Here is a 25,995-nt window from a genome sequence, read left to right on the forward strand (position 1 = left end):
TTCATCCTATTACTGAATCAAGGGAATCTATGCGCTTGCTTCGACCTGTCCCTATTGCCGCTTGCTTGTTGCCTCTTGTCCTGACGGCATGCGGTGAGTCATCCACCGCTCAAGATCCGCGCACGCAAGTCCCGCTGGTGAGGTCTGCAGACGTTCAGGGTTCCTCCGCGATCTCGCGTTCATTCACCGGGGTGGTCGCTGCCCGTACTCAGGGCGATTTGGGTTTTCGGGTGTCCGGCAAGATCCTTGAGCGTCTGGTTGACACCGGTCAGACCGTCAAGCGTGGCCAGCCGCTCATGCGCCTCGACCCGGTTGACCTGGGTTTACAGGCGCATGCACAGCAGGAGTCGGTCACAGCCGCTCGGGCCCGAGCCAAACAGACCGCGGATGACGAGGCGCGATACCGTGACCTGGTCGCTGCCGGCGCGGTCTCCGCATCGGCTTATGACCAGATCAAAGCGGCGGCGGATACCGCAAGGGCGCAACTGGGCTCCGCGCAAGCGCAGGCTGACGTGGCACGCAATGCGTCGGGTTATGCGGTGCTGGTGGCGGATACCGACGGCGTCGTGGTGGAGACGCTCGCTGAGCCTGGGCAAGTCGTCAGTCCGGGGCAGCCGGTGGTTCGGCTGGCAAGGGCAGGGCAGCGCGAGGCTATCGTGCACTTGCCTGAAACGTTACGCCCGGCAGCAGGGTCGACCGCCCAGGCGACACTTTACGGCAACACCACCGGTGCTGTTACCGCAAAGCTCAGGCTACTGTCGGACTCGGCGGACCATATGACCCGCACCTTCGAGGCGCGGTATGTGCTGGAGGGCGCGCTGGCGAATGCACCGATTGGTTCGACCGTCACCCTCAGGATTGCCGAAAATGCGGCGCAGGGGCCAGTGTTGCAAGTGCCCATCGCGGCCATTTACAACCCAGGTAAAGGGGCAGGAGTGTGGGTCATCGCCGGGATACCTGCGAAAGTGAGCTGGCGGCCCGTGCAGGTCCTGGGTTTAAGCGACGACTCGGCGCGGGTCGCAGGCGACCTCAAGGAAGGCGAGCCTGTCGTCGCCTTGGGCGCACACCTGCTGCGCGATGGCGAAGAGGTGCGGCTTGCTCAACAGGGTGACGCCAAGGTTACGGGGACTCAACCATGAGCGAAGGTCGATTCAACCTTTCGGCGCTCGCAGTACGCGAGCGCTCGATCACGGTATTTTTGATCTTCCTGATTGCCGTCGCGGGTATTCTTTCGTTCTTCCAGCTTGGGCGCGCGGAGGATCCTCCGTTTACGGTCAAGCAGATGACGGTGATCACAGCCTGGCCAGGAGCTACTGCTCAGGAGATGCAGGATCAGGTCGCAGAACCCCTTGAAAAACGCTTGCAGGAACTGAAGTGGTACGACCGCTCGGAAACCTATACCCGCCCAGGCCTGGCGTTCACGATGCTGTCATTGCTCGATAGCACGCCGCCGTCGCAGGTGCAGGAGGAGTTCTATCAGGCGCGTAAAAAGCTCGATGATGAGGCGATCAAGCTGCCTGCCGGTGTCATCGGGCCGATGGTCAACGACGAATTCGCGGACGTCACATTCGCCCTGTTTGCCCTAAAGGCCAAAGGTGAGCCACAGCGCCTGTTGGTGCGTGATGCCGAGTCCCTTCGCCAGCGCCTGTTGCATGTGCCGGGTGTGAAGAAGGTCAATATCATCGGGGAGCAGCCCGAACGTATCTTTATCTCGTTTTCCCATGATCGCCTGGCCACCCTGGGCGTATCGCCTCAGGACATTTTTGCCGCGCTTAACAATCAAAATGTGCTCACGCCCGCAGGTTCCATTGAAACCCAAGGCCCCGAAGTCTTCCTGCGCCTGGATGGCGCCTTCGATAAGCTGCAGAAAATTCGCGACACGCCTATTACGCTCCAGGGACGCACGCTCAAGCTCTCTGATGTGGCGACGATCGAACGTGGTTACGAAGATCCCAAAACCTTTCTCGTGCGTAGCAACGGTGAAGATGCGCTGCTGCTGGGGATCGTGATGCGCGAGGGCTGGAACGGGCTGGACCTCGGCAAGGCGCTGGATGCGGAGACGGTCAAGATCAACCAGGGCATGCCGCTGGGCATGGCGCTTACCAAAGTCACCGATCAAGCGGTGAATATCGATTCGGCCGTCGGCGAGTTCATGGTCAAGTTCTTCGTCGCACTGCTCGTGGTGATGCTGGTGTGCTTTCTCAGCATGGGCTGGCGTGTCGGCGTTGTGGTGGCGGCCGCTGTGCCGTTGACGCTGGCCGTGGTGTTTGTGGTGATGGAGGCCACGGGGAAGAACTTTGACCGGATTACCCTTGGCTCATTGATCCTGGCGCTCGGCCTGCTGGTGGACGACGCCATCATCGCTATCGAAATGATGGTGGTGAAGATGGAAGAGGGCTACGACCGCATCAAGGCCTCCGCGTATGCCTGGAGTCATACGGCCGCGCCGATGCTTTCCGGTACCCTGGTGACGGCTATCGGCTTTATGCCCAATGGCTTCGCGCAGTCTTCAGCCGGTGAGTACACCAGCAACATGTTCTGGATCGTGGGCATTGCCCTTATTGCCTCTTGGGTGGTCGCGGTAGCTTTTACCCCGTACCTAGGAGTCAAGATGTTGCCGGACATCAAGACGGTCGAAGGTGGCCATGCTGCTATCTACAATACCCATCATTACAACCGTTTCCGACGGGTGTTGACGCAAGTCATTGCGCGTAAATGGCTGGTGGCTGGCACTGTGATCGTTTTGTTTGTTGTGTCGATCCTGGGCATGGGCCTGGTCAAGAAACAATTCTTCCCGACCTCGGATCGTCCTGAAGTACTGATTGAAGTGCAAATGCCCTATGGAACCTCCATTGAGCAAACCAGCGCCACCACCGCCAAGATAGAAGCCTGGTTGCAGCAGCAGGATGAAGCAAAAATCGTCACGGCCTACATCGGTCAAGGTGCGCCGCGCTTTTATCTGGCGATGGCACCGGAACTGCCGGATCCGTCATTCGCCAAAATCGTGGTGCTGACGGACAGCCAGGAGGCTCGTGAGACCCTCAAGTTGCGTCTGCGCGAGGCGGCTGCCGAAGGCCTTGCGCCAGAAGCGCGGGTCAGGGTCACGCAACTGGTGTTTGGTCCGTACTCGCCATTTCCGGTTGCGTATCGAGTGATGGGGCCTGACCCGGTAAAACTTCGCGAAATCGCCGGCCAGGTGCAGGACGTGTTGCAGGCCAGTCCGATGATGAGAACCGTCAATACCGACTGGGGCCCGCTCACGCCGACCTTGCATTTCACGCTGGATCAGGATCGTTTGCAGGCCGTGGGTTTGACCTCAAGCGCGGTGGCACAGCAACTGCAGTTCCTGCTGGCGGGCGTACCGATCACGGCGGTGCGCGAGGACATTCGTTCGGTGCAGGTGGTCGGGCGCGCGGCAGGTGATATCCGTCTTGATCCCGCCAAAATCGAAGGCTTTACCCTGGTCGGCACGGCGGGTCAGCGGATTCCATTGTCGCAGGTCGGGCAAGTCGACGTACGCATGGAGGACCCGATCCTGCGCCGTCGTGACCGTACGCCGACCATCACCGTACGCGGCGATATTGCCGAGGATCTGCAGCCGCCGGATGTGTCGAGTGTGATTGTGAAGGAACTCCAGCCGATCATCGACAAACTGCCGGATGGCTATCGGATCGAGCAAGCGGGTGCAATCGAGGAGTCGGGCAAGGCCGGTAAAGCAATGTTGCCGCTATTCCCGATCATGATTGCCATGACGTTGCTGGTCATCATTCTGCAGGTCCGCTCAATCTCCGCGATGATCATGGTGTTTCTCACCTCACCGCTGGGTTTGATGGGTGTGGTGCCGACCTTGTTACTGTTTCAACAACCCTTTGGTATCAACGCGCTGGTCGGGCTGATCGCGCTCTCGGGCATCCTGATGCGCAATACGCTGATTCTGATCGGGCAAATCCACCACAACGAACAAGAAGGGCTGGACCCTTTCCATGCGGTGGTCGAAGCCACGGTACAGCGGGCCCGCCCGGTCTTGCTGACAGCGATGGCGGCAATCCTGGCGTTCATCCCGCTGACCCATTCGGTCTTCTGGGGGACACTGGCCTACACCCTGATCGGAGGCACGTTTGTCGGAACCATTGTGACGCTGGTATTCCTGCCCGCGATGTATTCCATCTGGTTCAAGATCCGTCCTGAGTCTGAAAGCAGCACGCATACGGCGAAACCCACCCAAGCACTTTCGACTGATAAATGAAGAGGGCTCAATGAATAATCTCAACGGTCAAAAGCGAATCGTCGTCACGGGCGTCGGCATGGTCGGACCGCTGGGGTGTGGCGTTGAGGAAGTCTGGAAGCGCTTGTTGGCTGGGCGTTCGGGCATCCGCCAGTTACCGGCCGAGGTGACCGAGGGGACGGGTGTTGCAGTCGGCGGCCAGGTGCCGTCACTGGCGGAAGACGCTATCGCAGGGTATGACCCGGAACGCATCATTTCGGCCAAGGACCGCAAGAAGATGGACCGCTTCATCGAGTTTGCCCTTGTGGCGGCGCATGAGGCGCTTGAGCAGGCAGGCTGGCACCCGACCGAGGATGCAGACCAGGAAAGGACCGCGACGATCATTGCCTCTGGCGTGGGCGGGTTTGGTGTGATTGCCGATGCTGTGCGAACCACCGATACACGTGGCCCGCGCAGATTATCGCCATTCACCGCGCCGTCTTTTCTCGCCAACATGGCGGCGGGGCACGTTTCCATCCGGCACGGTTTCAAAGGACCGCTCGGCGCCCCGGTGACGGCCTGTGCCGCCGGCGTACAGGCTATCGGCGATGCGGCCAGGCTCATCAGAAGTGGCGAGGCGGACATCGCCCTATGCGGCGGTACCGAAGCGGCGATCGACCGTGTGACCCTGGGCTGTTTTGCCGCGGCCCGTGCGCTATCCACCGGTTTTGCCGAGCACCCGCAGCAGGCTTCACGGCCGTTTGATCGGGATCGCGATGGCTTCGTGATGTCCGAAGGCGCGGGGTTGCTGGTGATCGAGTCACTGGAGCATGCCCTCGCGCGTGGCGCCACGCCACTGGCCGAGCTGGTGGGTTATGGCACCAGCGCGGATGCCTATCACCTGACCGCAGGCCCCGAGGACGGCAGCGGCGCACGGCGCGCCATGGAGCAGGCACTGCGTCAGGCTGCTGTCAGCCCCTTGGATGTTCAACACATCAACGCACACGCGACCTCCACACAGGTCGGTGACAAGGGAGAGTTGGCCGCCATTCGCTCGTTGTTCGGGAGTGGCTCTGGCGTGGCAATCACCTCGACCAAGTCTGCCACCGGGCATCTTCTGGGCGCGGCCGGCGGCATCGAGGCGATCTTTACCATATTGGCGCTTCGTGACCAGATCGTGCCTCCCACGCTCAACCTGAATCATGCCGATGAGGCGGCTGCTGGGCTTGACTTGATAAGCCACAAGTCCCGGGAGGTGGCCATCACGCACGCACTGTCAAATGGGTTCGGTTTTGGTGGCGTTAACGCGAGCGTGCTGTTCCGTCGCTGGGCGCCTGAGTCTGGAGAGTGATGGCAGTTGTGCCCAGGAGGAAGAGATGAGTCGGTGTAAAGGCAGCAAGGCAGATACGACGCGCGCTCTGATTTTGGACGCAGCGGCCAGGTTGTTTTTAAAATTTGGTGTAAACGAAGTCAGCATTGCCAAGATCATGGCTGAGATAGGCATGACCAATGGAGGGTTCTATAAGTACTTCAGCTCCAAGGAAATGCTTGCGGCTGAAGTCTGCAGCCTTTCGTTTCGTAAAACTCAACGTATATGGGAGGCGCAAGCCACACGGGCTGGGCTGACCGCTGAAAACCCCTATCGATATTTGATCACCCAGTACCTCGCTTCTGCGGAAGAGGGCCGGTGTGCAATCGTTGCATTCAGTCATGACGCGGTGGGTGCGTCCCCCGAGCAATTGCTTTCGCAATCCTATCGAGAAGGGACAAGGTTTTTGTTTGACACTCTACTGAGTGTCGCCCAGGCGTCGGACCCTGGGAGGACGAGGGAGCAGGGACTGGTCCACTTCTCTGCAATGCTGGGAACAGCGCTTCTGCGTCGGACGTTCGGGGCCGAGCCATGGGTGCAGGAGGTTGAGAGTGCTTTACTGGATCAATTGGACTGATATTTCTAGACAGCATGCTGACCACTGCTAAGCGCTGCTAGCGGATTGCCTGAAACAGCATCGCGACCATCGTCATCCTCGGGCGTGCCTACAGAAAAAACTATAACCCACTTGTTGAGAGGTAAAGCTATGAGCATTTATGACGTGGTAATTATTGGAGGTGGTCCCGGCGGCTATAACGCTGCTATTCGGGCCGGTCAGATGGGGCTGAGCGTGGCCTGTATTGAAGGCAGGGAAACGCTGGGCGGCACCTGCCTGAACGTAGGCTGCATTCCTTCAAAAGCGCTGTTGCACGCGTCGGAGCTCTACGAGTCAGCAGTGGGTGAAGAATTTGCCAAGCTCGGTATTGAAGTCACTCCCACGCTCAACCTTGCGCAGATGATGAAACAGAAGGGCGACAGCGTAACTACCCTGACGAAGGGCATCGAGTTCCTCTTTCGCAAGTACAAAGCGCAATGGATCAAAGGCTGGGGCCGCATTGCGGGGCCAGGCAAAGTCATCGTCACCGATGCCCAGGGTGTGGAAACCGAACTGCACGCCAAGGACATCATCATCGCCACCGGGTCAGAGCCAACGCCGCTGCCAGGTGTGGACATAGACAATAAGCGAATTTTGGACTCCACGGGGGCATTATCTCTGACCGAAGTTCCCAAGCATTTGGTGGTCATCGGCGCGGGCGTTATTGGGCTGGAATTGGGCTCGGTGTGGCGGCGTCTAGGCGCTAAAGTCACGGTGGTGGAATACCTTGATCACGTCGCCCACGGGACAGATCTGGAGACAGGGAAGACACTGCAACGCTCACTTTCCCGCCAGGGCATCACGTTCAAATTCCGCTCGAAAGTCACCACCGCAACCACGTCGGATCACGGTGTAAACCTCAGCGTAGAACCCGCAGACGGTGGCGACGCCGAGCTGATCGAGGCCGACTACGTGCTGGTGTCCATTGGCCGCCGGCCCTATACCAAGGGGCTAGGGCTGGAAACGATCGGCCTCACGGTCGACAAGCGGGGCATGCTTGAAAACAAAACTCATCGTACGGCGGCAGAGCATGTTTGGGTGATCGGTGACGTCACTTCCGGCCCGATGCTTGCGCACAAGGCCGAGGACGAAGCCACTGCATGTGTGGGACGCATCGTCGGCAAGGCCGGTGAGGTGAATTACAATCTGATCCCCAACGTGATCTATACTCGACCGGAATTAGCGAGCGTTGGCAAGACTGAAGAGCAACTCAAGGCGGATGGCCGCCCCTACAAGATTGGGAAATTCCCGTTCAGCGCCAACAGTCGCTCAAAGGTCAATCACGAGACTGATGGCTTCGCCAAAGTTCTGGCCGATGAGCGAACAGACGAAATCCTTGGTGTGCATCTGGTAGGGCCGAATGTAAGCGAAATGATCGCCGAATTTTGCGTCGCCATGGAGTTTTCTGCCTCTTCTGAAGACATCGGACTGATCAGTCACGCCCACCCAACTCGGTCCGAAGCACTGCGCCAGGCCTCAATGAGCGTGATTGGGTTGCCGACGCAGTTTTGATGACAGCGTAAGCCATATTGGTTCAGCTTAGCGGCGGGGGCGCGCCTTTTGTGATGCAAGGAAACTTCTTCGAGGCACGGTTGGCGCCGTACATCAGCGCGATGCGACCTTTGATGTGAATGCTGATTCTCCCGCTGTTGCTTATTAGGGATACTAAAACCAAAAGGTCTCAGCTCATTCGCGTTTGTTTCACAAGACTGCCCCGTATAAAGAACAGCGCAAGGGCGATCAGGTAGCGGCAAATGGTCTTCCACGCGGTGTGCTCTATGCCAAAGAGTTTGTACCGCGCGGTAGATCTGATCGGGTAGATCGTCTAGAGATCAGTGACACCTGTCGCCGTGTATTGTCATTCACGCTTTACAATCCAGCTGATTGACTTAGGTATCAGTCCGCCTCGTAAGGCTTTGCGTATAAGGGTGCTCGGGGTGGTCAAGTATTTGTCCGAGCGATCCGGTCTCTACCAGCTTGCCCTGCGGAGCGAGTCAATCCCGAGTCGATGTGAGTGTCAAAAGCACACCTCCTTGCCGAGCTGAGGCATAGGCCGCGTCCATGACCTGCATGATTGCCTCGGCGTCGCGTAACGATGCAATTGGCTTGGCCCCTTTGCGGCATTCAGTAAGCACCTGCTTGACGAACAGGGGGTAATAGACGTCGGTGTCCAATTGTAGTCGGCGGCTTCGAGTGCCGGCAGACAGATTCTGTCGATCTCTGATTTCGATTCGGTCGGGACCGGATTTGGCATACATGTGATCGGACGAAAGAGTGAAGGAGAACTCGCGCTGTTCGTCGGCGGTACTGGGGAAGCTGTATCCCGTTTCCACAACACCGATGACGCCATCTTCAGTCTGCAGGGTCAACAACGAATAGTCTTCGACGGCGCCCCGATGGGTGAGTGAATTCATGACGGCTGAAACGCGCGCAACTTCCTTGCCGGTCAGTAGCCTGAAGAGATCAATGAAATGCGTAGCCACGTTGATCGTGGATCCGCCGCCTGAAAAAACCGGATCGATGGCCCACGCTGAGCCAGCTGTTTCATATCGAGCGGGCGGACCTACGATGAAACGGAAAGACATGTAGTTGAAGTCTGTTGCCAGGCGGCCCTCGGCATCTTGCAGTGCGCTCAGAAGTTCACTCATGCGGAAGATCAGCGGTACCGCGCAGTAAAGATTGGCGTGTTCGGCCAGTTCACGTAGCCGTGTGACCTGTGCCATGTTGATGCCACAGGGCTTTTCCAGGGCGAAGGGGATGTTGCGTGCGATCACGGCCTCTGCCAGCGACGGCATTTCCGAATGCCTACCGAACACAAAAGCAAAATCAACTTCTTCGCGCTCAAGCAACTCGTAGGGCGAGCTATATAAAGAGCATTTAAATCGTTGGGCAATCGCTTCGCCCTTCACGTGTTCTGAATCCGATACGGCCACCACCTCGATCCCATTGGCCTCAAGAGCATTTAAATAAAGCGGCACATGCCAATGGCTGACTTCCAGCAAGGCAACTTTCATACGAACTCACTCCGGGCGCGGTGCACGGGCAGGCATCTGGTACAGGAAATGCCCAGGTTGAATAGCCTCGCCTTATAGAGTCCAGCAGTCTTGTAATTATTCATGGTCTTTCCCTTTGTTCGATTTGAAGACAACGGGTTATTTTCCCGCTTTGGTTGACGCGCTTCTGCGTTATCGGCCGGCATCACCTGCCGACGGCAGCAGTAGTTCGGCGTCGGCAGCTGTCATTTTTTCAGGTTGGTAATCGAACCCGAGAAAACGCAGGGCAAGCAACGCCTGACCTTTGTGCATCGGGCTTCCATCCTGGGTGAGACAGCCTCTTTTACGCGCCGCATCGCAAAGCGCTGTCGGGTCCGGAGAGTTGATGATGTCCACAACGAGGGTGCCAGGCTCAAGCCGCTCGGGATCCACTGGCATGGGGTCGGTCTTGCTCATGCCGAGGGGCGTGGCATTGATCACGATTTCATACCCATGTGGGTCGGGTGGACCGGAGCGCGTGCTGCAACCTGTGTCGTCAGCAACGGCTTTTGCCAAGTCCCGGGCGCGGTTGTCGTCTACATCGGAGATGGTAAGTGATCGGGCGCCCGCCGATGCGACGGCAAACGCTATCGCTCTGCCTGCGCCTCCGGCACCGACCAGAAGAACGTTTTTGTTCGCTGGATCGTGGCCTTCCCACTGCATGCCAAGGACACAGCCTAAGCCATCGAATACTGCGCCGACCCAACGCCCGTTTGCTTCGCAACGAATGACATTGATTGCGCCGACCTGACGCGCGGTGGGGTCAAGGACGTTCACCATTTCAAGCATGCTTTGCTTGTGCGGCATGGTGATCAGGAGCCCGGCCATGTTGCTCACGGCTCGTATGCCTTTCACAAAGTCAACCAGGTCTCCCTGACCGACCTCCAGCGGAATGCAGACGGCGTTAGCCTGCGCTTCGGCAAACAATTTGTTCAGCAGCATCGGGGATTTGGCGCTCTTTAGCGGGGCACCCATTAATCCGTATATGCGAGTGCTGCCGGTAATACCTGAATGCATGTCAACCTACTGTTGTTAGAGTGGCGAGCAATTATCAGTAGAAGGCATGCCGGAACCCACTACTGACAAGGTGCGCATAGTTCATGCCGTAATAGTTGCCGCCCTAATACTCTGAGCGCTGAGCAGAGAAATTGAACAGCGCACTGGGAGTATCAAGACGGGCCATCAGGAACGAGTCGCTGGCAATGGCTGGACTTCGCTACTTTCGGATTTTGCGTTGGATTGCTCCTGCACCCGTTCGTATTCCTCTTTCGACATTGGGACCGCATTGGGGTCACCCAGGTCCTGCAGGCGAATCCGGAATGTTTCGCGCGTAGTAAAGGCCGCAATCGCAGAGATGACGCAGATACCAAACGTCAACGCACCGATTTTGAGAGGGATATTTTCACTGCCGGGAGGTGCAATCGATACGAAGAGGGCCGGTAGGAAACCTGTGCAGGCCACCCCTATATTTTGGCCAATTGCCATGCCAGTTACCCGGACCCGTGTGCGGAATAGCTCAGGGAACAAACTCGGGAATACACCATTGAAACCTTGGTAAGCCACACCCCACATGAGTACCGATAGAAATAAAGAAAGCCATATCTGGTGAATACTGATCGCATAGAGATACGCAAATGACAGCAATCCGCCGCAAAGTACACCCACAATGATCGGAGGGCGGCGACCAATCCTGTCCGAGAGCCTACCTACGAAGGGGATAAGGATGACTGCGCACAAATTGCCCAGCACCGGCACCCACATGAACACGCCTGCAGGAAAGCCGATGCCGTAGGCCGGCTGGACTGCATAGGTGGCGCCGAATACGGAGGCGACAATTGCAAGCACTCCAGAAAGCGCCATGCAAATCACGCGTAACACATCTCTCCAGTTCTGCGTGACCACTTCGACCACTGGTAATTTGCGGGTCTCACCTTGGGTCACGGCTTCGACGAATACTGGGGCTTCATGAACTTCACGCCGAATGATCCATCCGGCGACGAGCACCACGGCGCTGAGCAGAAATGGAATTCGCCAGCCCCAGGCAGCAAATTGATCAGCGGGCATGAACTGGGCAAGGGGCAGGAAAACCGCAGCGGCGAGGAGCTGGCCGGCCTGCACACCCTGGAGCGTAAAACTTGCGAAGTAACCTCGACGTCCATCCGGAGCATGCTCCAGGATCATGGAACTTGCGCAGGACATCTCTCCAGCGACGGCAAATCCTTGAATCAGACGCAGCAGTATCAGTAGAGCAGGGGCCCATATACCAATCTGCTGGTAGGTAGGAAGCAGACCAATGCAGATGGTTGAGAAGCCCATCAGGAACATGCAGTAGACCAGTACGGTCTTGCGGCCATGTCGATCGCCCAGGTGCCCCAAGACCACAGCACCTATAGGTCGGGCTATATAACCTACGCCAAAGCTGGCCAGCGAAATGATGATGCCAACCGTGGGGTTATCTGACGGGAAGAACAACTGCGGGAAAAGCAAGGCAGCCGCAGTGGCGTAAATGAAAAAGTCGTAATACTCCAGAGCCGACCCGATCCAGCCGCTGGCAGCGGCTTTCTTCGACTGCCGTTTGGAATGAGACTCAACCAGTGTGCTTTGACTCATGACGTGTCTCCGTCTTTTGGATTTTTATTGTTGTAACCATGTTCCATTAGTAATGTTGTTACTTTTTGGAAGCTGCTGTCAAGGAGTAGTTACTGGATCAGCCCAAGGATAAATTCGGCCAGGATTCATGCAACGAATCTCGTAATTCTGGGCTCGCCAATGGGCGAAGCAGCACGTTTCAGCCGCGCACAGCAACCTGACAGGAGGACAAAACTCGTCCACCTGTCGGCTGCCTTTGAAGTGGTCTATAGGTCTGTTAGCAGGCCTGTACTTTTACAAGCTGTCTCGGGAAGGATGCCCGTCCACCAGTCTGAAAATGTTCAACGGATTGGCGTTCTTGAGAGCATCGGGTAGCAACGCATCGGGGTAGTTTTGAAAGCAGACGGGTCTCAGGAAGCGATCAATGGCCAATGTGCCCACCGAGGTGCCGCGACTGTCGGACGTCGCGGGATAAGGGCCGCCGTGAACCATTGAATCGCAGACCTCGACGCCTGTTGGGTAGCCATTAATGAGGATACGGCCTACCTTCATTTCCAGTAGAACCGTCAACTCTGCGAATTGGCTCAGGTCTTCTGGCTCACCAATCAAGGTCGCGGTCAATTGGCCGTGAAGGGCTTTGATGGCGGCGCTGAGTTGTGTCTGGTCAGTGACCTCGATGAAGATAGATGTGGGGCCGAAGATCTCTTCCTGAAGCACCTTGTCGCCATTGAGCAGCAACGCTACGTCGGCTTTGAACAATTGTGGCTGGGCCTGTTGACCCTGTTGCGCGCTGCCAGCCAGGTGCACGATGCCGGGGTGTGCGTGCAGGTTCTGCAAGCCTGAGGCGTAGCTGCGCAGAGTGCCTGCGTTGAGCATCGTTTGTGCCGGTTGATCATTCATCAACGCTGCCACGCTGTCCTGAAAAGCGGTGAAAGCATCCGAATGAATGCCAACCACCAGCCCGGGATTGGTGCAAAACTGCCCGCAGCCCTGAACCACCGAGGCGGCAAGATCCTGAGCGATACTGTCGGCGCGACGCGAGAGTGCCTCGGGCAGGATCACTACCGGGTTGATGCTCGACATTTCGGCGAATACTGGAATGGGCTCGGGGCGGGCGGCGGCCATATCACACAATGCTCGACCACCCTTGAGCGAACCGGTGAAACCAACGCCTTTGATGAGCGGGTGTTTTACCAAAGCTTCGCCTACGCCACTGCCATAAATCATGTTGAAGACACCGGCGGGCATGCCGCTGCGCTCGGCCGCGCGGATAATTGCGTTGGCGACCTGTTCTGCGGTGGCCATGTGGCCGCTGTGGGCTTTGAATATCACCGGACAGCCAGCCGCCAGCGCGGAGGCGGTATCACCGCCCGCCGTGGAGAAAGCCAATGGAAAATTACTGGCACCAAACACCGCGACCGGACCGATTGCCGTGCGGTACTGACGAAGGTCGGGGCGTGGCATCGGCTTGCGAAGTGGTAACGCCCGATCAATGCGAGCGCCATAGAAGTCGCCACGCCGCAGTACGTTGGCAAACAGACGCATTTGACCACTGGTACGGGCCCGTTCACCCTGGATACGAGCTACAGGCAAGGCTGTTTCACGGCAAACCAGAGCAATGAATTCGTCGTCCAAAGCCTCCAGCTCGTCAGCAATGGCGTCGAGGAAATCAGCCCGTTTACTTGCGCTCAGGGTGCGGTAGCTGGAAAAAGCATTGAAGGCTGCATGAGCCGCGTCTTCGATTTCTTGGGTAGTCGCCTGGTGAAAGGCATAGGGCAAGGGTTCACCCGTGCTGGCATCCACGCTCTTGACGATAATGGCGCCGGCGGCGCTACGCTGGCCGCCGATAAAATTCTGGCCGGTGATGAGGGACATCGTTGTCTCCAGGTTGTAGATGCAATAGATAGCTGGGCGAGGCGTTCCCAAGACTGGGAGTCAGGTGACGGCGCCGATCTGCCAGGGTACGAACTCATTTTGTCCGTATCCGTGTTGTTCACTCATGCTGCGTTCACCCGAGGCAATGCGCAGCATCGTTGCAAAGATCGCCGCACCGCACTCTTCGATGGTCAACGTGTCTTCGGCTATTTCGCCGCAGTTGATGTCCATGTCTTCTCGCTGACGAGCCCACAAGGCGCTATTGGTGGCCAGCTTGATTGATGGGGCAGGGGCACAGCCATAGGCCGATCCTCGACCTGTGGTGAACGCAATCAGGTTGGCGCCACCGGCGACCTGACCTGTGGCGGAAACGGGGTCATAGCCGGGGGTATCCATAAACACCAGGCCAGTAGCAGTGACAGATTGAGCGTACTCGTAGACATCCATCAGGTTGCTGGAGCCAGCCTTGGCCACCGCGCCCAGTGACTTTTCGAGGATGGTGGTCAAGCCACCTGCCTTGTTACCAGCGGAGGGATTGTTGTTTAGCTCGGCGCCCATACGCTCGCAGTAACTTTCCCACCAATGAATTCGAGCGATGAGCTTTTCGCCGACTTCACGGGTGACTGCCCGGCGCGTAAGCAAGTGTTCTGCACCGTATATTTCCGGGGTTTCTGAAAGAATCGCGGTGCCGCCGCAGGCGACCAGGCGATCCACCGCATTGCCCAATGCAGGGTTGGCGGTTATACCGGAGTAGCCATCCGAACCACCGCACTGAAGCCCAACGGTCAGATGGCGAGCGCTAACCGGTTCACGCTGAATCTGATTGGCCTCGCCAAGTAACTGCTTCACCTGATCAATACCATTGGCGATGGCTTTGGACGTACCGCCACTGTCCTGAATATTGAACGTGCGCAGCGTATTGCTACGGGTCAGTCCCTGGGTGGTGAGTAACGAATCGATTTGATTCGTCTCGCAACCCAGCCCGATGACCAACACCGCCGCAAAGTTGGCATGGGTCGCATACCCCGCCAATGTCCGGCGCAACATGCTCAGGCCGTCCCCCGCAGGATCAACGGCACAACCGGCTGAATGCGTTAGCGCAACAACACCGTCGACGTTTGGATACGCTTGTAATGCCGCGGGATTGATGTCCCGACGAAAATGGTCGGCAATGGCCCGGGCTACCGTTGCAGAACAATTCACTGACGTAAGAATGCCAATGTAGTTGCGCGTCGCGACTCGCCCATCCGCGCGGACGATGCCCATGAATGTCGGCGCCTCGACCGGCCTGATGTCGGGCTTCGCATCGACGCTGAACGCATAATCCCGAGCGAAGTCACCCATCGCCAGATTGTGTACATGGACATGCTCGCCAGCTTCTATGTCGACAACCGCAAAGCCAATGATTTGCCCGTAACGTCTTACCGGTTGACCGGCTTCGATACGCCGGGAGGCCACTTTATGGCCAGGGACGATCGCCTGCCGGATAGTCACCCCCTCTTGCTCAAGGACTTCACCAGCAAGCAGCGGTCGACGTGCAATCAGCACATCGTCCAGCGAGTTCAGACGCAGCACAGCTGCTGCGCCGGTTTTCATGATCAGTTCCATCGCATCCTCACGGGGCTGCTGGTTGGTACGCGGTCGCTAATAGCGCTGCACTTTTGTGCGGGCACTATAGAATTCAAAGAAACGGCTGCCTAATGACAGCTTTCGATTGCTCGATAACTTTGTCTCATTGACTTTATGCGGCGCTGCGGCGAGGCTTTTTCTCCGCAGCGATTTGCCGCTGTCTGGCGAACTCTAATAAGGTCGCCACAAATGTCCGCGTCGGCTCTGACAGCGGCTCATCTCTGCGAGTGATAACGCCATAATCCTGAGATTCAACTTTAAAGGGAGTGTTGAGGATTTTAAGTTGCCCATTGTTCAGTTGTGACTGGACCATGGACTCGGGAAGCATGGCGAGCATTGGCCCGGACTGAAGCAACTGCAGGAAGGTTTGCATCGAAATGGTCTCCACTGTGTTGGTTGGCGGGACAATCTTGAACATCGCAAAGGCGCGCTCCATGCGTTGTCGGATCGGGGTGTTGAAGGGATACATGACCCACGGCCATTCACTGAGCGCTTCGAGGGGGACTTCCTCAAGCGAGCACAGCGGGTGGGTGCTGTTCGCGACAAGACAGAAGGGTTCAGGCCCCAGTGAGATGAATTCGAAAGGCTGACAGTGTTCATCTGTGAAACGGGCAATGATCAAATCAAGTTTTTTCTGTTCGAGCATTTCCAGCAGCTGGTTGCTGGTTTGTTCTATCACCTCGATAGAAAGGAGGGGACGCTCGCGTTTTATACTGGCAATGGCTTCGGGCAGCACAACTGATGTTGCGGCAAAAATAGTGCCGATTTTTAAATGACCATGCCCGCCTTTACGCAGTTTGTTAAGTTGATCGATGAACGACTCCGTGTCTTCCAGGGTAATGCGCGCGTAGCGGGCCACGAACTCCCCTAGTTCAGTAAGTACCAAGTGGCGCGTTTGACGCTCAAACAGCGGGAAACCCAAGACGACTTCCAGATCGCGAAGCAGTTTACTGATAGCCGGTTGCGTAACATTCATCAGCTCTGCGGTGGTGTGCATATTGCGCGTCTTGGCCAGGCTATTGACCATTACCAAATGTTTGATCTTTAGCCATCGGGTAATACCGCCAAAAGTAATTTGATCATTGTCCATCGAATAAGGCCTTGGCTGTCGATAACGAAACAGCATTGATTAGTGAGATTCTTTCATTGGGATTTGCGCAAAAGGTCCATTACTTTTACGACTCTGATGACTGACGGATCTGGAAGCTTTATGGCGAACTTGAAATTGACGCGCGAAAACACCTTGCCTGTGGACGGCCTGGCCGGAACGCTGATTGGCCGAGCCTGGATCCCGGGTGACATTGCCGGACCCTCGCCGGTGCTGTTGCACGAGGAAGGTGTGTTTGACCTTTCTGAAGTCTTTTCCACTGTTAGCGAATTGCTGGAGCATGCCTCGCCGTTGTTGGCGATTCGTCAGGCATCTGGCAAGTACATCGGGACTGTCGAGGCGTTGCTTGGCAACACAGGCAGCCATTGCGATCCCGGCAAGGCATTTCTGTTGCCCCCGGTAGATTTGCAAGTCATCAAGGCGGCGGGGGTGACATTCGCGTCCAGCATGATCGAGCGGGTCATCGAAGAGCAGGCCCGAGGGGATGCTGCCAAAGCCGAAAGCGTTCGCCGCCTGGTGCAGGACGCAATAGGCGATAACTTGCGGGCCATCAAACCGGGTTCGCCAGAAGCGATGCGCCTCAAGGGCGTGCTTATCGAGCAGGGTATGTGGTCGCAATACCTGGAGGTCGGTATCGGCCCGGATGCGGAGATCTTCACCAAGGCACCGGTTCTGGCGGCAGTGGGCAGCGGCAGCGAGATCGGAATCCATCACAAGTCTGAATGGAACAACCCGGAGCCGGAAATTGTGCTCGCCGTGAACAGTCGAGGCCAGGTGCATGGCGTCACCTTGGGCAATGACGTCAATTTGCGGGATTTCGAAGGCCGCAGCGCATTGCTGTTGAGCAAGGCCAAGGACAACAACGCGTCCTGTGCGATTGGGCCATTTATTCGTCTGTTCGATGACACGTTTACCCTTGATGACGTGCGCAATTGCGTAGTGGATCTGCACGTTCAGGGCGACGATGGATTTATTCTGCAAGGCAGCAGTTCCATGGCGCTGATCAGCCGAGACCCGCTGGATCTGGTGGCCCAGACTGTCGGTGGCGATCACCAATACCCTGATGGTTTCATGCTTTTTCTCGGAACCCTGTTTGCGCCGACTCAGGATCGTGAGAAGCCGGGAAGCGGCTTTACCCATAAGCGCGGCGATGAGGTCAGCATCGGTACGCCGTTGCTGGGCACACTGCGCAACACCGTCACTTACAGTCATAAGGCGGCGCCCTGGACGTTCGGCCTGCGAGCGATGATGCACAATCTTTCGGCGCGCGGGCTTCTGTAGGTGAGGCAAGTGGGTGAGAGGCATTGGTCGTTCTTCCGCAAAAAATGAACCTGCACAGGCGCACATCTATTTCAAAAAGGGCCATCTTCGAAGGGGCTGTTCAGATGTCCTCCCTGCGTCCGCATCTCCTGAAGAGCGCCTCAACATTGATCTTTACGCCGATGAGGCGGGTCAGACACAGTGGATTTGACTTATCGGGTAGCGCCTGCATACTATTGGAACAGCGTTCCAGTACGAACAATGTTGCTCACATTCACCTCGTTGTCAAAGAGAAGCAGAGAAAAATATGAGAGTCGTGAAAGGTGCTGTTGACCGCTGTCTGGAAGCGATCGAGCTGCTGGCACGTGCAGCTCGCTGGATGCGGATGTCCGATATCGCAGCCGAGCTGGGCCTGGAGAAGGGGCCCGCTCATCGAGTGCTTGCCCAGTTAGTCGAGCAAGGGTGGGCAGAGCAGGATGAAGCCACGTCGCAATACCGGTTGACATTGAAGCTGGCGCTGTTGGGTCAGCGCTATTTACATGGAATCGGCTTGCCTGAACTGGTCCAGCCGATCATCGAGCACGTGGCTGTTCAATGTCATGAGTTGGTGCGGTTGACGGTGGTCAACGAGGGCACTCTGTCCTGGCTGTCTTCGGCCCAAGGCGCTGCGCCGGGACTCATGTATTCGCCCGCGATGGATCAACCCATCAATCTTTATGCCACTGCCAACGGCAAAGCCTGGTTGGCCTCCATGCCTGATGAACAGGCAGTTGAGTACGCGCTGCGCAGCGGGTTGGGGAAAGCTGACGCTGGGCAGGGGCCGAAAGCGGTCAACAGCATCGAAGGTTTGTTGGCCGAACTGGCGCTGACCCGCAAGCGCGGGTATGGCCTGGTCATTGAAGAAGCTGAGGCGGGTGTCTGGGCGATTGCCGTACCGGTCAAGCTGATTCCGTCCGGTACGGTGGTTGGCACCATGAGTATCGCCGGCCCGGTCTTGCGCATGCAGCCTGAACGTTATGACCAATTGCATGCTCTGCTCGAAGATGCAGCCAACAAGCTGGGAACGGTCTGGCCGCGGCAGAACAATGTGCATTCGGAGAGCGTATGAGTGACCTCGCATCCGCAGGGCCCGAGGTGGGAGCCGCACTGCAAGTCGCCGCCGCCGCTCTGGCACGTGCACGGCTAGAGGGTGTCCGGCTGCCATCCTTGCCAGACTCGAGCCTGCCGAGCAGCCTCGCACAGGGGTTTGCCATCCAGCAGCAGGTCGGGCCATTGGCTGGAAAAACCGTGGGGGGGTGGAAGTGTGCGTTACCCCCGGCTGGCAAGTGGATCGTTGCCCCGATCTACAGCGACAGCATTGTAAAAGGTGAACGTTATCAATTGGCAGCTGACGCCGGTAAGGCACGCATCGAACCAGAACTTGCGTGCGTCCTGGCCCATGATTTGCCAGCACGTGTCGAGCCTTATACAGCTGCGCAGATTGTGGCTGCGATCAGCGAGGTGCACTTGGCGTTGGAAGTGATCGACTGCCGGTACACAGACCCACACACCCTGCCGTTTGAGCAACTGCTCGCGGATGGCCTATTCAATCACGGCCTGGTTCTTGGCGAGGCGATCACGCTGCCGGATTCTGGCCGCATGCCCTCTGAGCTGGATATCACGCTACGCAATGCAACGGAAGAGCGACTGAATATCAAGGGCCGCCACCCGGACGGCGATCCGCTGCTGCCGATCATCTGGCTGGCCAATTTTCTTTCTACACAAGGGATAGGGCTGCAAGCAGGGCAGGTGGTAATCACCGGGTCCTATGCAGGTGTTCTCGATGTGCCTGTTAATCAGCCACTGCATGTTCAGTTCGGCGAAGCAGGCTCATTGTCTGTCCATTTCTCAACGCTGGAGGAGTAAAAAATGCGCTTAGTTCGTTTTGGTTTACCGGGTCAGGAACAACCGGGAATCCTGGATTTACAAGGAGTCGTTCGAGATCTTTCGGGCATTGTCGATGACATCGATGCGTCGGCCCTGAGCCCGACAGTACTGGAGAAACTGCGTGCTGTGGACGTTGAAAAGCTACCGGAGGTGGCGCCCGGCACACGTCTTGGTCCATGCGTCGGTAATGTACCGAACCTGATTTGCATCGGTCTGAACTACTCCGATCACGCGGCTGAAACGAACACGCCTATTCCGAACCAACCGGTGGTCTTCAACAAACACACTGCATCCATCAGCGGACCCAATGACCCTGTCATTTTACCGACCGGGGCTGAGAAGCTTGATTGGGAGGTCGAGCTGGCCATTGTCATCGGCACGCCCGCCTGGCAGATCGATGAGTCACAGGCACTGGATCACATTGCTGGTTATTGCCTGGCCAATGATGTTTCCGAGCGAGCCTATCAGCTTGAGTACGAGGGTCAGTGGACCAAGGGCAAAAGCGGTTTTTCTTTCGCGCCACTGGGACCTTGGCTGGTCACTCGCGACGAAATTGCCGATCCACAGACACTCGACCTCTGGCTCGACGTGAATGGCAAACGTCTGCAGACCGGCAATACCCGGACGATGATTTTCAGCGTTGCACATATTGTCGCGTACCTCAGCCGCTTCATGCCGCTAATGCCGGGTGACGTCATCATTACCGGTACGCCGCCAGGTGTGGGGCTCGGGCAGAAACCACCGGTATTTCTCAAGGCGGGTGACACCATGCGTGTTGGTGGCCAAGGGCTGGGTGAGCAATTTCAGACCGTGGTTCCTTACGTTGCTGAAATGGGCGCTGCATGGGGCGCCGGTCGCCACCCCAATGTTGACTGACTATCGCTGGAGGAAAACGCTATGAGTCTTGCAGGAACAGGTGTAGTCGCGATCTGGCATGATCTTTTGCCCGAAGCGCGGGACGAGTTCTATGAGTGGCATAACCGTGAACACATGCCAGAGCGGGCAGCCATCCCGGGCTTTCTGCGAGGGCGCAGATACATCGCCCTGGATGCAGGGCCTACCTATTTCAACCTTTATGAGGCCGACACCGTGCAAGTGTTGGGAGGGGAGGATTATTTATCTCGTCTCAACACTCCGACCCCATGGACACAACAATCGGTTAAGTCCTATCGCAACGTCGCGCGATCTATTTGCGATGTTACTTACAGCAGCGGTGTAGGGCAGGGCGCGTTTTTGCTGACGGTGCGTTTTGATGTGATCGAAGGACAACATCAATCGGTATCAGACGCTTTACGTCAAGGTGTGCTGCCTCCCGTCGCCGATAAACAGGGCATCACGGGCGTGCATTTGTGCGTAGCTGATGAGGTCGTGAGCAAGGTCGAAACCGCAGAGAAAAAAGCCCGGGCCGAAGGGACCCAGATACCGGCCTGGATCGTCATGATCGAAGGCTGTGCGCCGGACTACGTGCGTGCCGCTGGCGAGTCCTTTTTGGCTGAGTTGCAACGCCTTCTGGAAGGGCAACCGACGGGACCGGAAACCACGCTGTATCAACTGGAATACACACGTTGCAAAACGCCGGAAAGCGCAGGTTGATCACCGAGCATTTCAGCAAGCTTTAACTTCAATCATAGTTCTATTGTTGTGTTCCTCGAGCGTGCCCTTGCAGGCATTGAGTCAGGCTCGTCTGCACACGCTCGGATTTTGCTAAACGTAATGTGAACCCCTTATCAAACTGCTAGATAACAAGCTGCTCAATTAAATGGAGTTTGAAAACAATTAAATTATCTTCCGCTGTCGCTCGATCGTTCTTTGGGGTGCTTATAGGTAGTTTAATTGCGAGCTAAAAGTCGCAACAAAAACAATAATAATTCATTGTGAGAAATATCATGTACCACTCCGTTGTATTTCGCAGCATGTCTGCACACCCATATGTAATCGGTCTGACTTTTTCGTTCTGCGCGGCTTCGTCAGCCGTTGTCCAAGCCGATGAGAAAAGCAGTTTGGTTGACGGCGCAACCGCCACCCTCAATTTTCGAAACGCTTACATCAATCGTAACTTTATTAATCCAGTCTATCCAAACAGCGCCGCGCCACAGAATAAAGCCGAAGAATGGACACAGAGCTTCATCCTTGATGCTCGCTCTGGTTATACCCCCGGGCTGATCGGATTCGGTCTTGATGTATTGGGTCTCTATTCTCAAAAGCTTGATGGTGGTAAAGGCACCGGCGGTTCCCAACTGTTGCCGATCCACAACGACGGCCGACCAGCCGATAATTTTGGCCGTCTTGGGGTGGCTCTGAAAACCAAGCTGTCAAAAACCGAATTGAAGGTGGGTGAATGGATGCCCGTTCTGCCTATCCTGCGCTCCGACGATGGTCGCTCGCTGCCGCAGACCTTTCGTGGCGGGCAGGTGACATCCAGCGAGATTGCTGGCTTGACGCTCTATGGGGGACAGTTTCGCGGCAATAGCCCGCGCAACGACTCCAGCATGGAAGATATGTTCATGAATGGCCGAGCAGCGTTTACCTCTGATCGCTTCAATTTTGGCGGCGGCGAATATACTTTTAACGACAAGCGTACTCAGGTCGGTCTGTGGTACGCCGAATTGACCGACATCTACCAGCAACAGTACGTCAATCTCACCCAACGCCAGCCCGTGGGTGATTGGACCCTGGGCGCCAATTTGGGCTTCTTCAGCGGCAAGGAAGGCGGCAGCGCGTTGGCGGGTGACCTCGACAACAAGACTGCCTTCGCCTTGCTCTCGGCCAAATACGGCGGTAATACCTTCTACGTTGGCCTGCAAAAACTCACAGGCGACAGCGCCTGGATGCGAGTCAACGGAACCAGTGGCGGTACCCTGGCTAACGACAGCTATAACGCCAGTTACGACAATGCCAGGGAGAAATCCTGGCAACTGCGCCATGACTTTAACTTCGCAGTACTCGGTGTACCGGGCCTGACATTAATGAACCGATATATCAGCGGTGATAATGTTCACACAGGTTCGATCACCGATGGTAAAGAATGGGGTCGAGAATCCGAATTGGCGTACGTCGTGCAATCTGGTGCACTGAAAAATCTCAGCCTTAAATGGCGTAATTCGAGCGTTCGAAGAGATTTCAGTACCAATGAGTTTGATGAAAACCGCATTTTTATTAACTATCCTATTAGTCTGCTATAGGGCGACCTTTAGATTGTACTTGATGATAGGTAGCCGGCATTCAGGTGCGCCGCTACCCTCATATTTCCTACCAAAGCGGAACTGCTTGGTTGCTCGGTGCCAAGCTGGGTTAGAGGTCTGGCATTGTATGAATAAATCAAGAAATTAGAGGCAGTGGTCGGCCGTATTGTAGGACCACAAGAGGTGTAGTTCCTTACTCCCATGCTGACATGTTTTGCATATGAAGCCATTGCATCCTGATATCGATTTTGGCCAATGATAAACGGGTAGAAGCTCTAGCCAGGTTTACGTCATTCAAAAGTGGGCGTTTTGATGCGAGTCTGTGTATCTGGAGGAGTGGCTTACCACAGCCTCAGTTACAATGCCCGAACTGCAAGGATGGCTAAGGTTGTGCGCCACGTGACTCGTTTAGCACGCCCCCCCTGTAATGGGGAAAAATCTTGCGCAGCAGCCATGGAGAAGATGGTCAGTGATAATATACGTGCTCGTTTCTAACCTCGAATAGATAACGCGTGATAGTCGATTGCGTTTTACGTGGCACCGCGTTGGCCTGGCCTTAGATATCGCTAGAATCACGGTGCCGCGGCTCGCAGCTTCGAGGCCACAGTCGCGAGTGACTACGCAATGGTTTTACCCAAGCCGAGGTTGGTGCCGGCCAAAAGTGTCTTGATGCGTTTATTTCGTGAGACGGCCGCGGAAAAGGAAGAGCGCAAGCGCGATGAGGCAGACTGTGGTCTGTACACCGCCCAGTGCCGTGACCGGCGCAACAGTTAGTACCGATACCAGCCAGGTAGTCAGTGCGGCCGCCCCCATGGAAAAAAAACCCAGCAGAGCGGAAGCCATCCCGGCCACATTTCCGAAAGGCCCCATGGTGATAGCTGTGCCCAGTGGATTGGCCAGGCCCATGCCCCAAAGAAACGTGACCATCGAAAGGGCATACCACCCAAGACCCGGATCGGACGGACCTGCGAGGAGTAGCCCTGCGCCTGTCAGTGCACAGGCAATGCCGAGAGTGGTGATGAGTCTCGAGCCGTAAAGGTGCGCCAGGCGCGGGGCCGCCATGCCGGCTGCGAACACAACGAATACCGTGCAGGCGAAGTACAGACCTGTCTGCAAGGACGTCAGGCCAATTCCTTTCATCAAAATAGCGGGTGCGGCGGCGAACGACGCGAACAGTCCGCTCATCAGCAGGCTCATCGAAAGGGCCGGAAGAATGAAGCGCCGATCCAGCATCAACCGCCAATAGGTTTGCACTACATTCTTGGTTGAATGCAGGGCGCGTCGGTCGGCGGGATGGGTTTCACCAAGGTCACGAACGTAGAAAAAAGCGAGCGATATAGCGGCTAGCCCTACCAGGATAAAAATTGCCCGCCATCCAAGCGTGACTGACAGCAGACTCCCTGCCAGTGGTGAAAAGCCTGGGGCTGCGGCGGTGGCGATCATGGTCAGCGACAGGGCACGAGCGAGTGCCTCTCCCTCAAACAGATCCCGTGCAATTGCGCGCGACAACACCGAGGCGGCGCACACGCCCAATGCCTGGATAACGCGCCCTACAATCAGCGTATCGAGTGTGGTGGCGAGGCCTCCAATGACAGTGCCCACAACGAAGATCGCGAGTCCGCCCAGCACCAGCTTCTTGCGCCCATAGCGGTCAGCCAGTGGCCCGACCACCAGTTGGCCTAGGGCGAAGGCGATAAAGAAGCTGGACAGTGTCAAGCCGAGCTCGCGAGCGCCTACTCCCAAGTCTTCACCGATGACAGGGAACGCCGGCAGGATGATGTTCGTGGACAGCGTACTGATAGCCGCTAAACCTGCAAGCAGGGCCACAATTCTCCCGGTCAGTGGCTGACTAATTGGCGGCAATTGCGCTTCGGCAACCGCCAGTGTGCCCTTAGCTTCCATGCGTCATCTCCATTGCGTGCTGCATAAAAACGCTTGAAGGGCATCGAATTGGAGGCCAACCTTTCGATAGGCGAAGGATGTGCTCTTGACAGGCCACTTGAGTTGAAGAGCGGACAAGAGTTGTCATGATAGATTTTAAATCCTCTGGATTTTTTATTTTCAAGGGCATTCAACTTCAGGCTTGGGGGCGAAAAATCATGTCCCTGATGTGTCATCCGCATCGTCGCTAAGGCACTGAATGCAGGCATCCAGAAGAGTGTGCAATTCGGCCACGCGCTCGATGCCTAATCGCTCGTTGAGTGCCGTTTGCGCGATCCTCCAGGCGCGCTGTCCTTCAGCTTGCTTAGCGTGCCCAGCGTCAGTCGCCTCGACAAGACGGCTGCGAGAATCATCACCTGCCCCCACCTTCAGCAAGCCTTGGGCAGCCAAAGGCTGAAGGTTTCTGGTCAAAGTCGAAGCATCCATCTGCATACGCTTTGCCAGATCACTCGGACGAATTGGCCCTAGTCTGACGACATGCGATAGCAGCGCGTACTGCGTGTTTTTCAATCCGGTTTCTGCGACCTGGTGGTCGTAGTGGCGCGTCACCATGCGAGTAAGCTGGCGAAGCTTAAGGTTGGTGCATCCTTGTGTCTTGATCGGTGTCTTCATGCGGTATATTGTACCTACAACTGTTGCATATACAAGTATGTGAAGAGGGAGTCGCTGATGGATGTTGATCAGGTTGTTGCACAATGGATTGAGGAGGAGCAGACCGTCCGTGCTCGTCTTCAGGTCGCTGATGTGATGCCAAGAGGACAGGCTTTCAGCCTCACGGGGATGGAAGTCTTTGAGGCGATCTTTGCCGGGGAGTTGCCACCTCCACCTATCGGAGACACCCTCGACTTTGTGCCCATTCACATGGAACCAGGCATCGCTGTCTTTCAAGGTCGGCCCGGGCGCAGGCATTACAACCCTTTGGGCACCGTGCACGGTGGCTGGTTCGCAACGCTACTGGACTCGGCAGTGGGCTGCGCCGTGCATACAACTCTGGCAGTAGGCAAAGGCTACACCACGCTTGAACTGAAGCTGAATGTGGTGCGTGCCTTGACCGATACGGTGCCGTTGGTGCGTGCCGAGGGCAAGGTGATTCATGTCGGAAGCCAGGTCGCCACGGCCGAGGGGCGGATCGTCGGGCCTGATGGGAGGCTATACGCGCACGCCACCACGACATGCCTGATCTTCGATCAGCCCACAACCCCTTCGAAAAGGGCTGGTGGCCGGGGCTGACATCGTCGTCTGGCCCGGTCCGGACGCCGACAGCCACCTGCGGCGGCGCGCTGAA

20 protein-coding genes are annotated in these 25,995 nt (G+C 56.7%); 12 read left to right on the forward strand and 8 right to left on the reverse strand.

The window, feature by feature from the left end; all coding sequences use genetic code 11:
* The first annotated feature begins 29 nt into the window (after positions 1–29).
* The 5 genes from KDX30_RS04620 to lpdA all read left to right on the forward strand — a co-directional run bounded on the left by KDX30_RS04620 (position 30) and on the right by lpdA (position 7,680).
* Positions 30–1,139, forward strand: coding sequence for an efflux RND transporter periplasmic adaptor subunit (locus KDX30_RS04620; RefSeq protein WP_231675109.1), 1,110 nt, complete (start codon positions 30–32; stop codon positions 1,137–1,139).
* The gene (locus tag KDX30_RS04625; protein ID WP_231675110.1) at positions 1,136–4,246 is read left to right on the forward strand and encodes an efflux RND transporter permease subunit; all 3,111 of its coding nucleotides are present in this window, start codon (positions 1,136–1,138) and stop codon (positions 4,244–4,246) included. The genes KDX30_RS04620 and KDX30_RS04625 overlap by 4 nt, the downstream gene beginning before the upstream one ends.
* 10 nt (positions 4,247–4,256) lie before the next feature.
* Entirely contained in the window at positions 4,257–5,555 is a 1,299-nt protein-coding gene (fabF, locus tag KDX30_RS04630) for a beta-ketoacyl-ACP synthase II (RefSeq protein WP_231675111.1), read from the forward strand.
* 25 nt (positions 5,556–5,580) lie between these two features.
* On the forward strand, positions 5,581–6,150 hold the full coding sequence (locus KDX30_RS04635; RefSeq protein ID WP_231675112.1) for a TetR/AcrR family transcriptional regulator: 570 nt from the start codon (positions 5,581–5,583) through the stop codon (positions 6,148–6,150).
* A 129-nt stretch (positions 6,151–6,279) separates the two neighbouring features.
* On the forward strand, positions 6,280–7,680 hold the full coding sequence (gene lpdA / locus KDX30_RS04640; protein ID WP_231675113.1) for a dihydrolipoyl dehydrogenase: 1,401 nt from the start codon (positions 6,280–6,282) through the stop codon (positions 7,678–7,680).
* 482 nt (positions 7,681–8,162) lie between these two features.
* Here lpdA and KDX30_RS04645 read toward each other — a convergent pair whose 3' ends face one another.
* From KDX30_RS04645 to KDX30_RS04670, 6 genes are all read right to left on the reverse strand, one after another.
* Positions 8,163–9,182, reverse strand: a complete 1,020-nt coding sequence (locus KDX30_RS04645) for a Gfo/Idh/MocA family protein (protein ID WP_231675114.1) — start codon at positions 9,180–9,182, stop codon at positions 8,163–8,165.
* 171 nt (positions 9,183–9,353) lie between these two features.
* Complete coding sequence (locus KDX30_RS04650) at positions 9,354–10,217, reverse strand: shikimate dehydrogenase family protein (RefSeq protein ID WP_231675115.1); 864 nt, start codon at positions 10,215–10,217, stop codon at positions 9,354–9,356.
* Between the two features lie 165 nt (positions 10,218–10,382).
* Positions 10,383–11,810, reverse strand: coding sequence for an MFS transporter (locus KDX30_RS04655; protein WP_231675116.1), 1,428 nt, complete (start codon positions 11,808–11,810; stop codon positions 10,383–10,385).
* Between the two features lie 273 nt (positions 11,811–12,083).
* On the reverse strand, positions 12,084–13,664 hold the full coding sequence (locus KDX30_RS04660) for an aldehyde dehydrogenase (NADP(+)) (protein ID WP_231675117.1): 1,581 nt from the start codon (positions 13,662–13,664) through the stop codon (positions 12,084–12,086).
* A 60-nt stretch (positions 13,665–13,724) separates the two neighbouring features.
* Positions 13,725–15,272: a UxaA family hydrolase gene (locus KDX30_RS04665; protein ID WP_231675118.1), complete on the reverse strand. Its 1,548-nt coding sequence runs from the start codon at positions 15,270–15,272 to the stop codon at positions 13,725–13,727.
* A gap of 133 nt (positions 15,273–15,405) precedes the next feature.
* On the reverse strand, positions 15,406–16,383 hold the full coding sequence (locus tag KDX30_RS04670) for a LysR family transcriptional regulator (RefSeq protein WP_231675119.1): 978 nt from the start codon (positions 16,381–16,383) through the stop codon (positions 15,406–15,408).
* A 120-nt stretch (positions 16,384–16,503) separates the two neighbouring features.
* Between KDX30_RS04670 and KDX30_RS04675 the strand changes: the two genes are divergently transcribed.
* The 6 genes from KDX30_RS04675 to KDX30_RS04700 all read left to right on the forward strand — a co-directional run bounded on the left by KDX30_RS04675 (position 16,504) and on the right by KDX30_RS04700 (position 22,769).
* Positions 16,504–17,682 carry a fumarylacetoacetate hydrolase family protein gene (locus KDX30_RS04675; RefSeq protein WP_231675120.1) on the forward strand — a complete coding sequence of 393 codons (1,179 nt, stop codon included), beginning with the start codon at positions 16,504–16,506 and terminating at the stop codon, positions 17,680–17,682.
* A gap of 286 nt (positions 17,683–17,968) precedes the next feature.
* Positions 17,969–18,769: an IclR family transcriptional regulator gene (locus KDX30_RS04680; protein WP_231675121.1), complete on the forward strand. Its 801-nt coding sequence runs from the start codon at positions 17,969–17,971 to the stop codon at positions 18,767–18,769.
* Positions 18,766–19,566 carry a fumarylacetoacetate hydrolase family protein gene (locus tag KDX30_RS04685; RefSeq protein WP_231675122.1) on the forward strand — a complete coding sequence of 267 codons (801 nt, stop codon included), beginning with the start codon at positions 18,766–18,768 and terminating at the stop codon, positions 19,564–19,566. Before KDX30_RS04680 ends, KDX30_RS04685 begins: the two co-directional genes overlap by 4 nt.
* Positions 19,567–19,569: 3 nt before the next feature.
* Positions 19,570–20,463: a fumarylacetoacetate hydrolase family protein gene (locus KDX30_RS04690; protein ID WP_231675123.1), complete on the forward strand. Its 894-nt coding sequence runs from the start codon at positions 19,570–19,572 to the stop codon at positions 20,461–20,463.
* A 21-nt stretch (positions 20,464–20,484) separates the two neighbouring features.
* Complete coding sequence (locus KDX30_RS04695; protein ID WP_231675124.1) at positions 20,485–21,180, forward strand: DUF4286 family protein; 696 nt, start codon at positions 20,485–20,487, stop codon at positions 21,178–21,180.
* A gap of 293 nt (positions 21,181–21,473) precedes the next feature.
* Positions 21,474–22,769, forward strand: coding sequence for an OprD family porin (locus KDX30_RS04700; RefSeq protein ID WP_231675125.1), 1,296 nt, complete (start codon positions 21,474–21,476; stop codon positions 22,767–22,769).
* A gap of 675 nt (positions 22,770–23,444) precedes the next feature.
* Here the strand turns inward: KDX30_RS04700 and KDX30_RS04705 are convergent.
* Both KDX30_RS04705 and KDX30_RS04710 read right to left on the reverse strand, forming a co-directional pair.
* Positions 23,445–24,671, reverse strand: coding sequence for a multidrug effflux MFS transporter (locus KDX30_RS04705; protein ID WP_231675126.1), 1,227 nt, complete (start codon positions 24,669–24,671; stop codon positions 23,445–23,447).
* A gap of 195 nt (positions 24,672–24,866) precedes the next feature.
* The gene (locus KDX30_RS04710) at positions 24,867–25,322 is read right to left on the reverse strand and encodes a MarR family winged helix-turn-helix transcriptional regulator (protein WP_231675127.1); all 456 of its coding nucleotides are present in this window, start codon (positions 25,320–25,322) and stop codon (positions 24,867–24,869) included.
* Between the two features lie 57 nt (positions 25,323–25,379).
* On the opposite strand from KDX30_RS04710, the gene KDX30_RS04715 reads away from it, so the two are divergent.
* Entirely contained in the window at positions 25,380–25,940 is a 561-nt protein-coding gene (locus KDX30_RS04715; protein WP_231675128.1) for a PaaI family thioesterase, read from the forward strand.
* Positions 25,941–25,995: the final 55 nt, after the last annotated feature.

It is taken from the genome of Pseudomonas quasicaspiana (genome assembly GCF_021147825.1).
Classification (GTDB): Bacteria; Pseudomonadota; Gammaproteobacteria; order Pseudomonadales; family Pseudomonadaceae; genus Aquipseudomonas; species Aquipseudomonas quasicaspiana.

Bases quoted from the DNA above. Each gene is read 5' to 3' on its own strand.
- KDX30_RS04680 (WP_231675121.1), top strand. From the start codon at position 17,969: ATGAGAGTCGTGAAAGGTGCTGTTGACCGCTGTCTGGAAGCGATCGAG.
- KDX30_RS04645 (WP_231675114.1), bottom strand. From the start codon at position 9,182: ATGAAAGTTGCCTTGCTGGAAGTCAGCCATTGGCATGTGCCGCTTTAT.
- KDX30_RS04675 (WP_231675120.1), top strand. From the start codon at position 16,504: ATGGCGAACTTGAAATTGACGCGCGAAAACACCTTGCCTGTGGACGGC.
- KDX30_RS04705 (WP_231675126.1), bottom strand. From the start codon at position 24,671: ATGGAAGCTAAGGGCACACTGGCGGTTGCCGAAGCGCAATTGCCGCCA.
- KDX30_RS04695 (WP_231675124.1), top strand. From the start codon at position 20,485: ATGAGTCTTGCAGGAACAGGTGTAGTCGCGATCTGGCATGATCTTTTG.
- fabF (WP_231675111.1), top strand. From the start codon at position 4,257: ATGAATAATCTCAACGGTCAAAAGCGAATCGTCGTCACGGGCGTCGGC.
- KDX30_RS04710 (WP_231675127.1), bottom strand. From the start codon at position 25,322: ATGAAGACACCGATCAAGACACAAGGATGCACCAACCTTAAGCTTCGC.
- KDX30_RS04685 (WP_231675122.1), top strand. From the start codon at position 18,766: ATGAGTGACCTCGCATCCGCAGGGCCCGAGGTGGGAGCCGCACTGCAA.
- KDX30_RS04715 (WP_231675128.1), top strand. From the start codon at position 25,380: ATGGATGTTGATCAGGTTGTTGCACAATGGATTGAGGAGGAGCAGACC.
- KDX30_RS04635 (WP_231675112.1), top strand. From the start codon at position 5,581: ATGAGTCGGTGTAAAGGCAGCAAGGCAGATACGACGCGCGCTCTGATT.
- KDX30_RS04620 (WP_231675109.1), top strand. From the start codon at position 30: ATGCGCTTGCTTCGACCTGTCCCTATTGCCGCTTGCTTGTTGCCTCTT.
- KDX30_RS04690 (WP_231675123.1), top strand. From the start codon at position 19,570: ATGCGCTTAGTTCGTTTTGGTTTACCGGGTCAGGAACAACCGGGAATC.
- KDX30_RS04655 (WP_231675116.1), bottom strand. From the start codon at position 11,810: ATGAGTCAAAGCACACTGGTTGAGTCTCATTCCAAACGGCAGTCGAAG.
- KDX30_RS04670 (WP_231675119.1), bottom strand. From the start codon at position 16,383: ATGGACAATGATCAAATTACTTTTGGCGGTATTACCCGATGGCTAAAG.
- KDX30_RS04650 (WP_231675115.1), bottom strand. From the start codon at position 10,217: ATGCATTCAGGTATTACCGGCAGCACTCGCATATACGGATTAATGGGT.
- KDX30_RS04625 (WP_231675110.1), top strand. From the start codon at position 1,136: ATGAGCGAAGGTCGATTCAACCTTTCGGCGCTCGCAGTACGCGAGCGC.
- KDX30_RS04660 (WP_231675117.1), bottom strand. From the start codon at position 13,664: ATGTCCCTCATCACCGGCCAGAATTTTATCGGCGGCCAGCGTAGCGCC.
- KDX30_RS04700 (WP_231675125.1), top strand. From the start codon at position 21,474: ATGTACCACTCCGTTGTATTTCGCAGCATGTCTGCACACCCATATGTA.
- lpdA (WP_231675113.1), top strand. From the start codon at position 6,280: ATGAGCATTTATGACGTGGTAATTATTGGAGGTGGTCCCGGCGGCTAT.
- KDX30_RS04665 (WP_231675118.1), bottom strand. From the start codon at position 15,272: ATGGAACTGATCATGAAAACCGGCGCAGCAGCTGTGCTGCGTCTGAAC.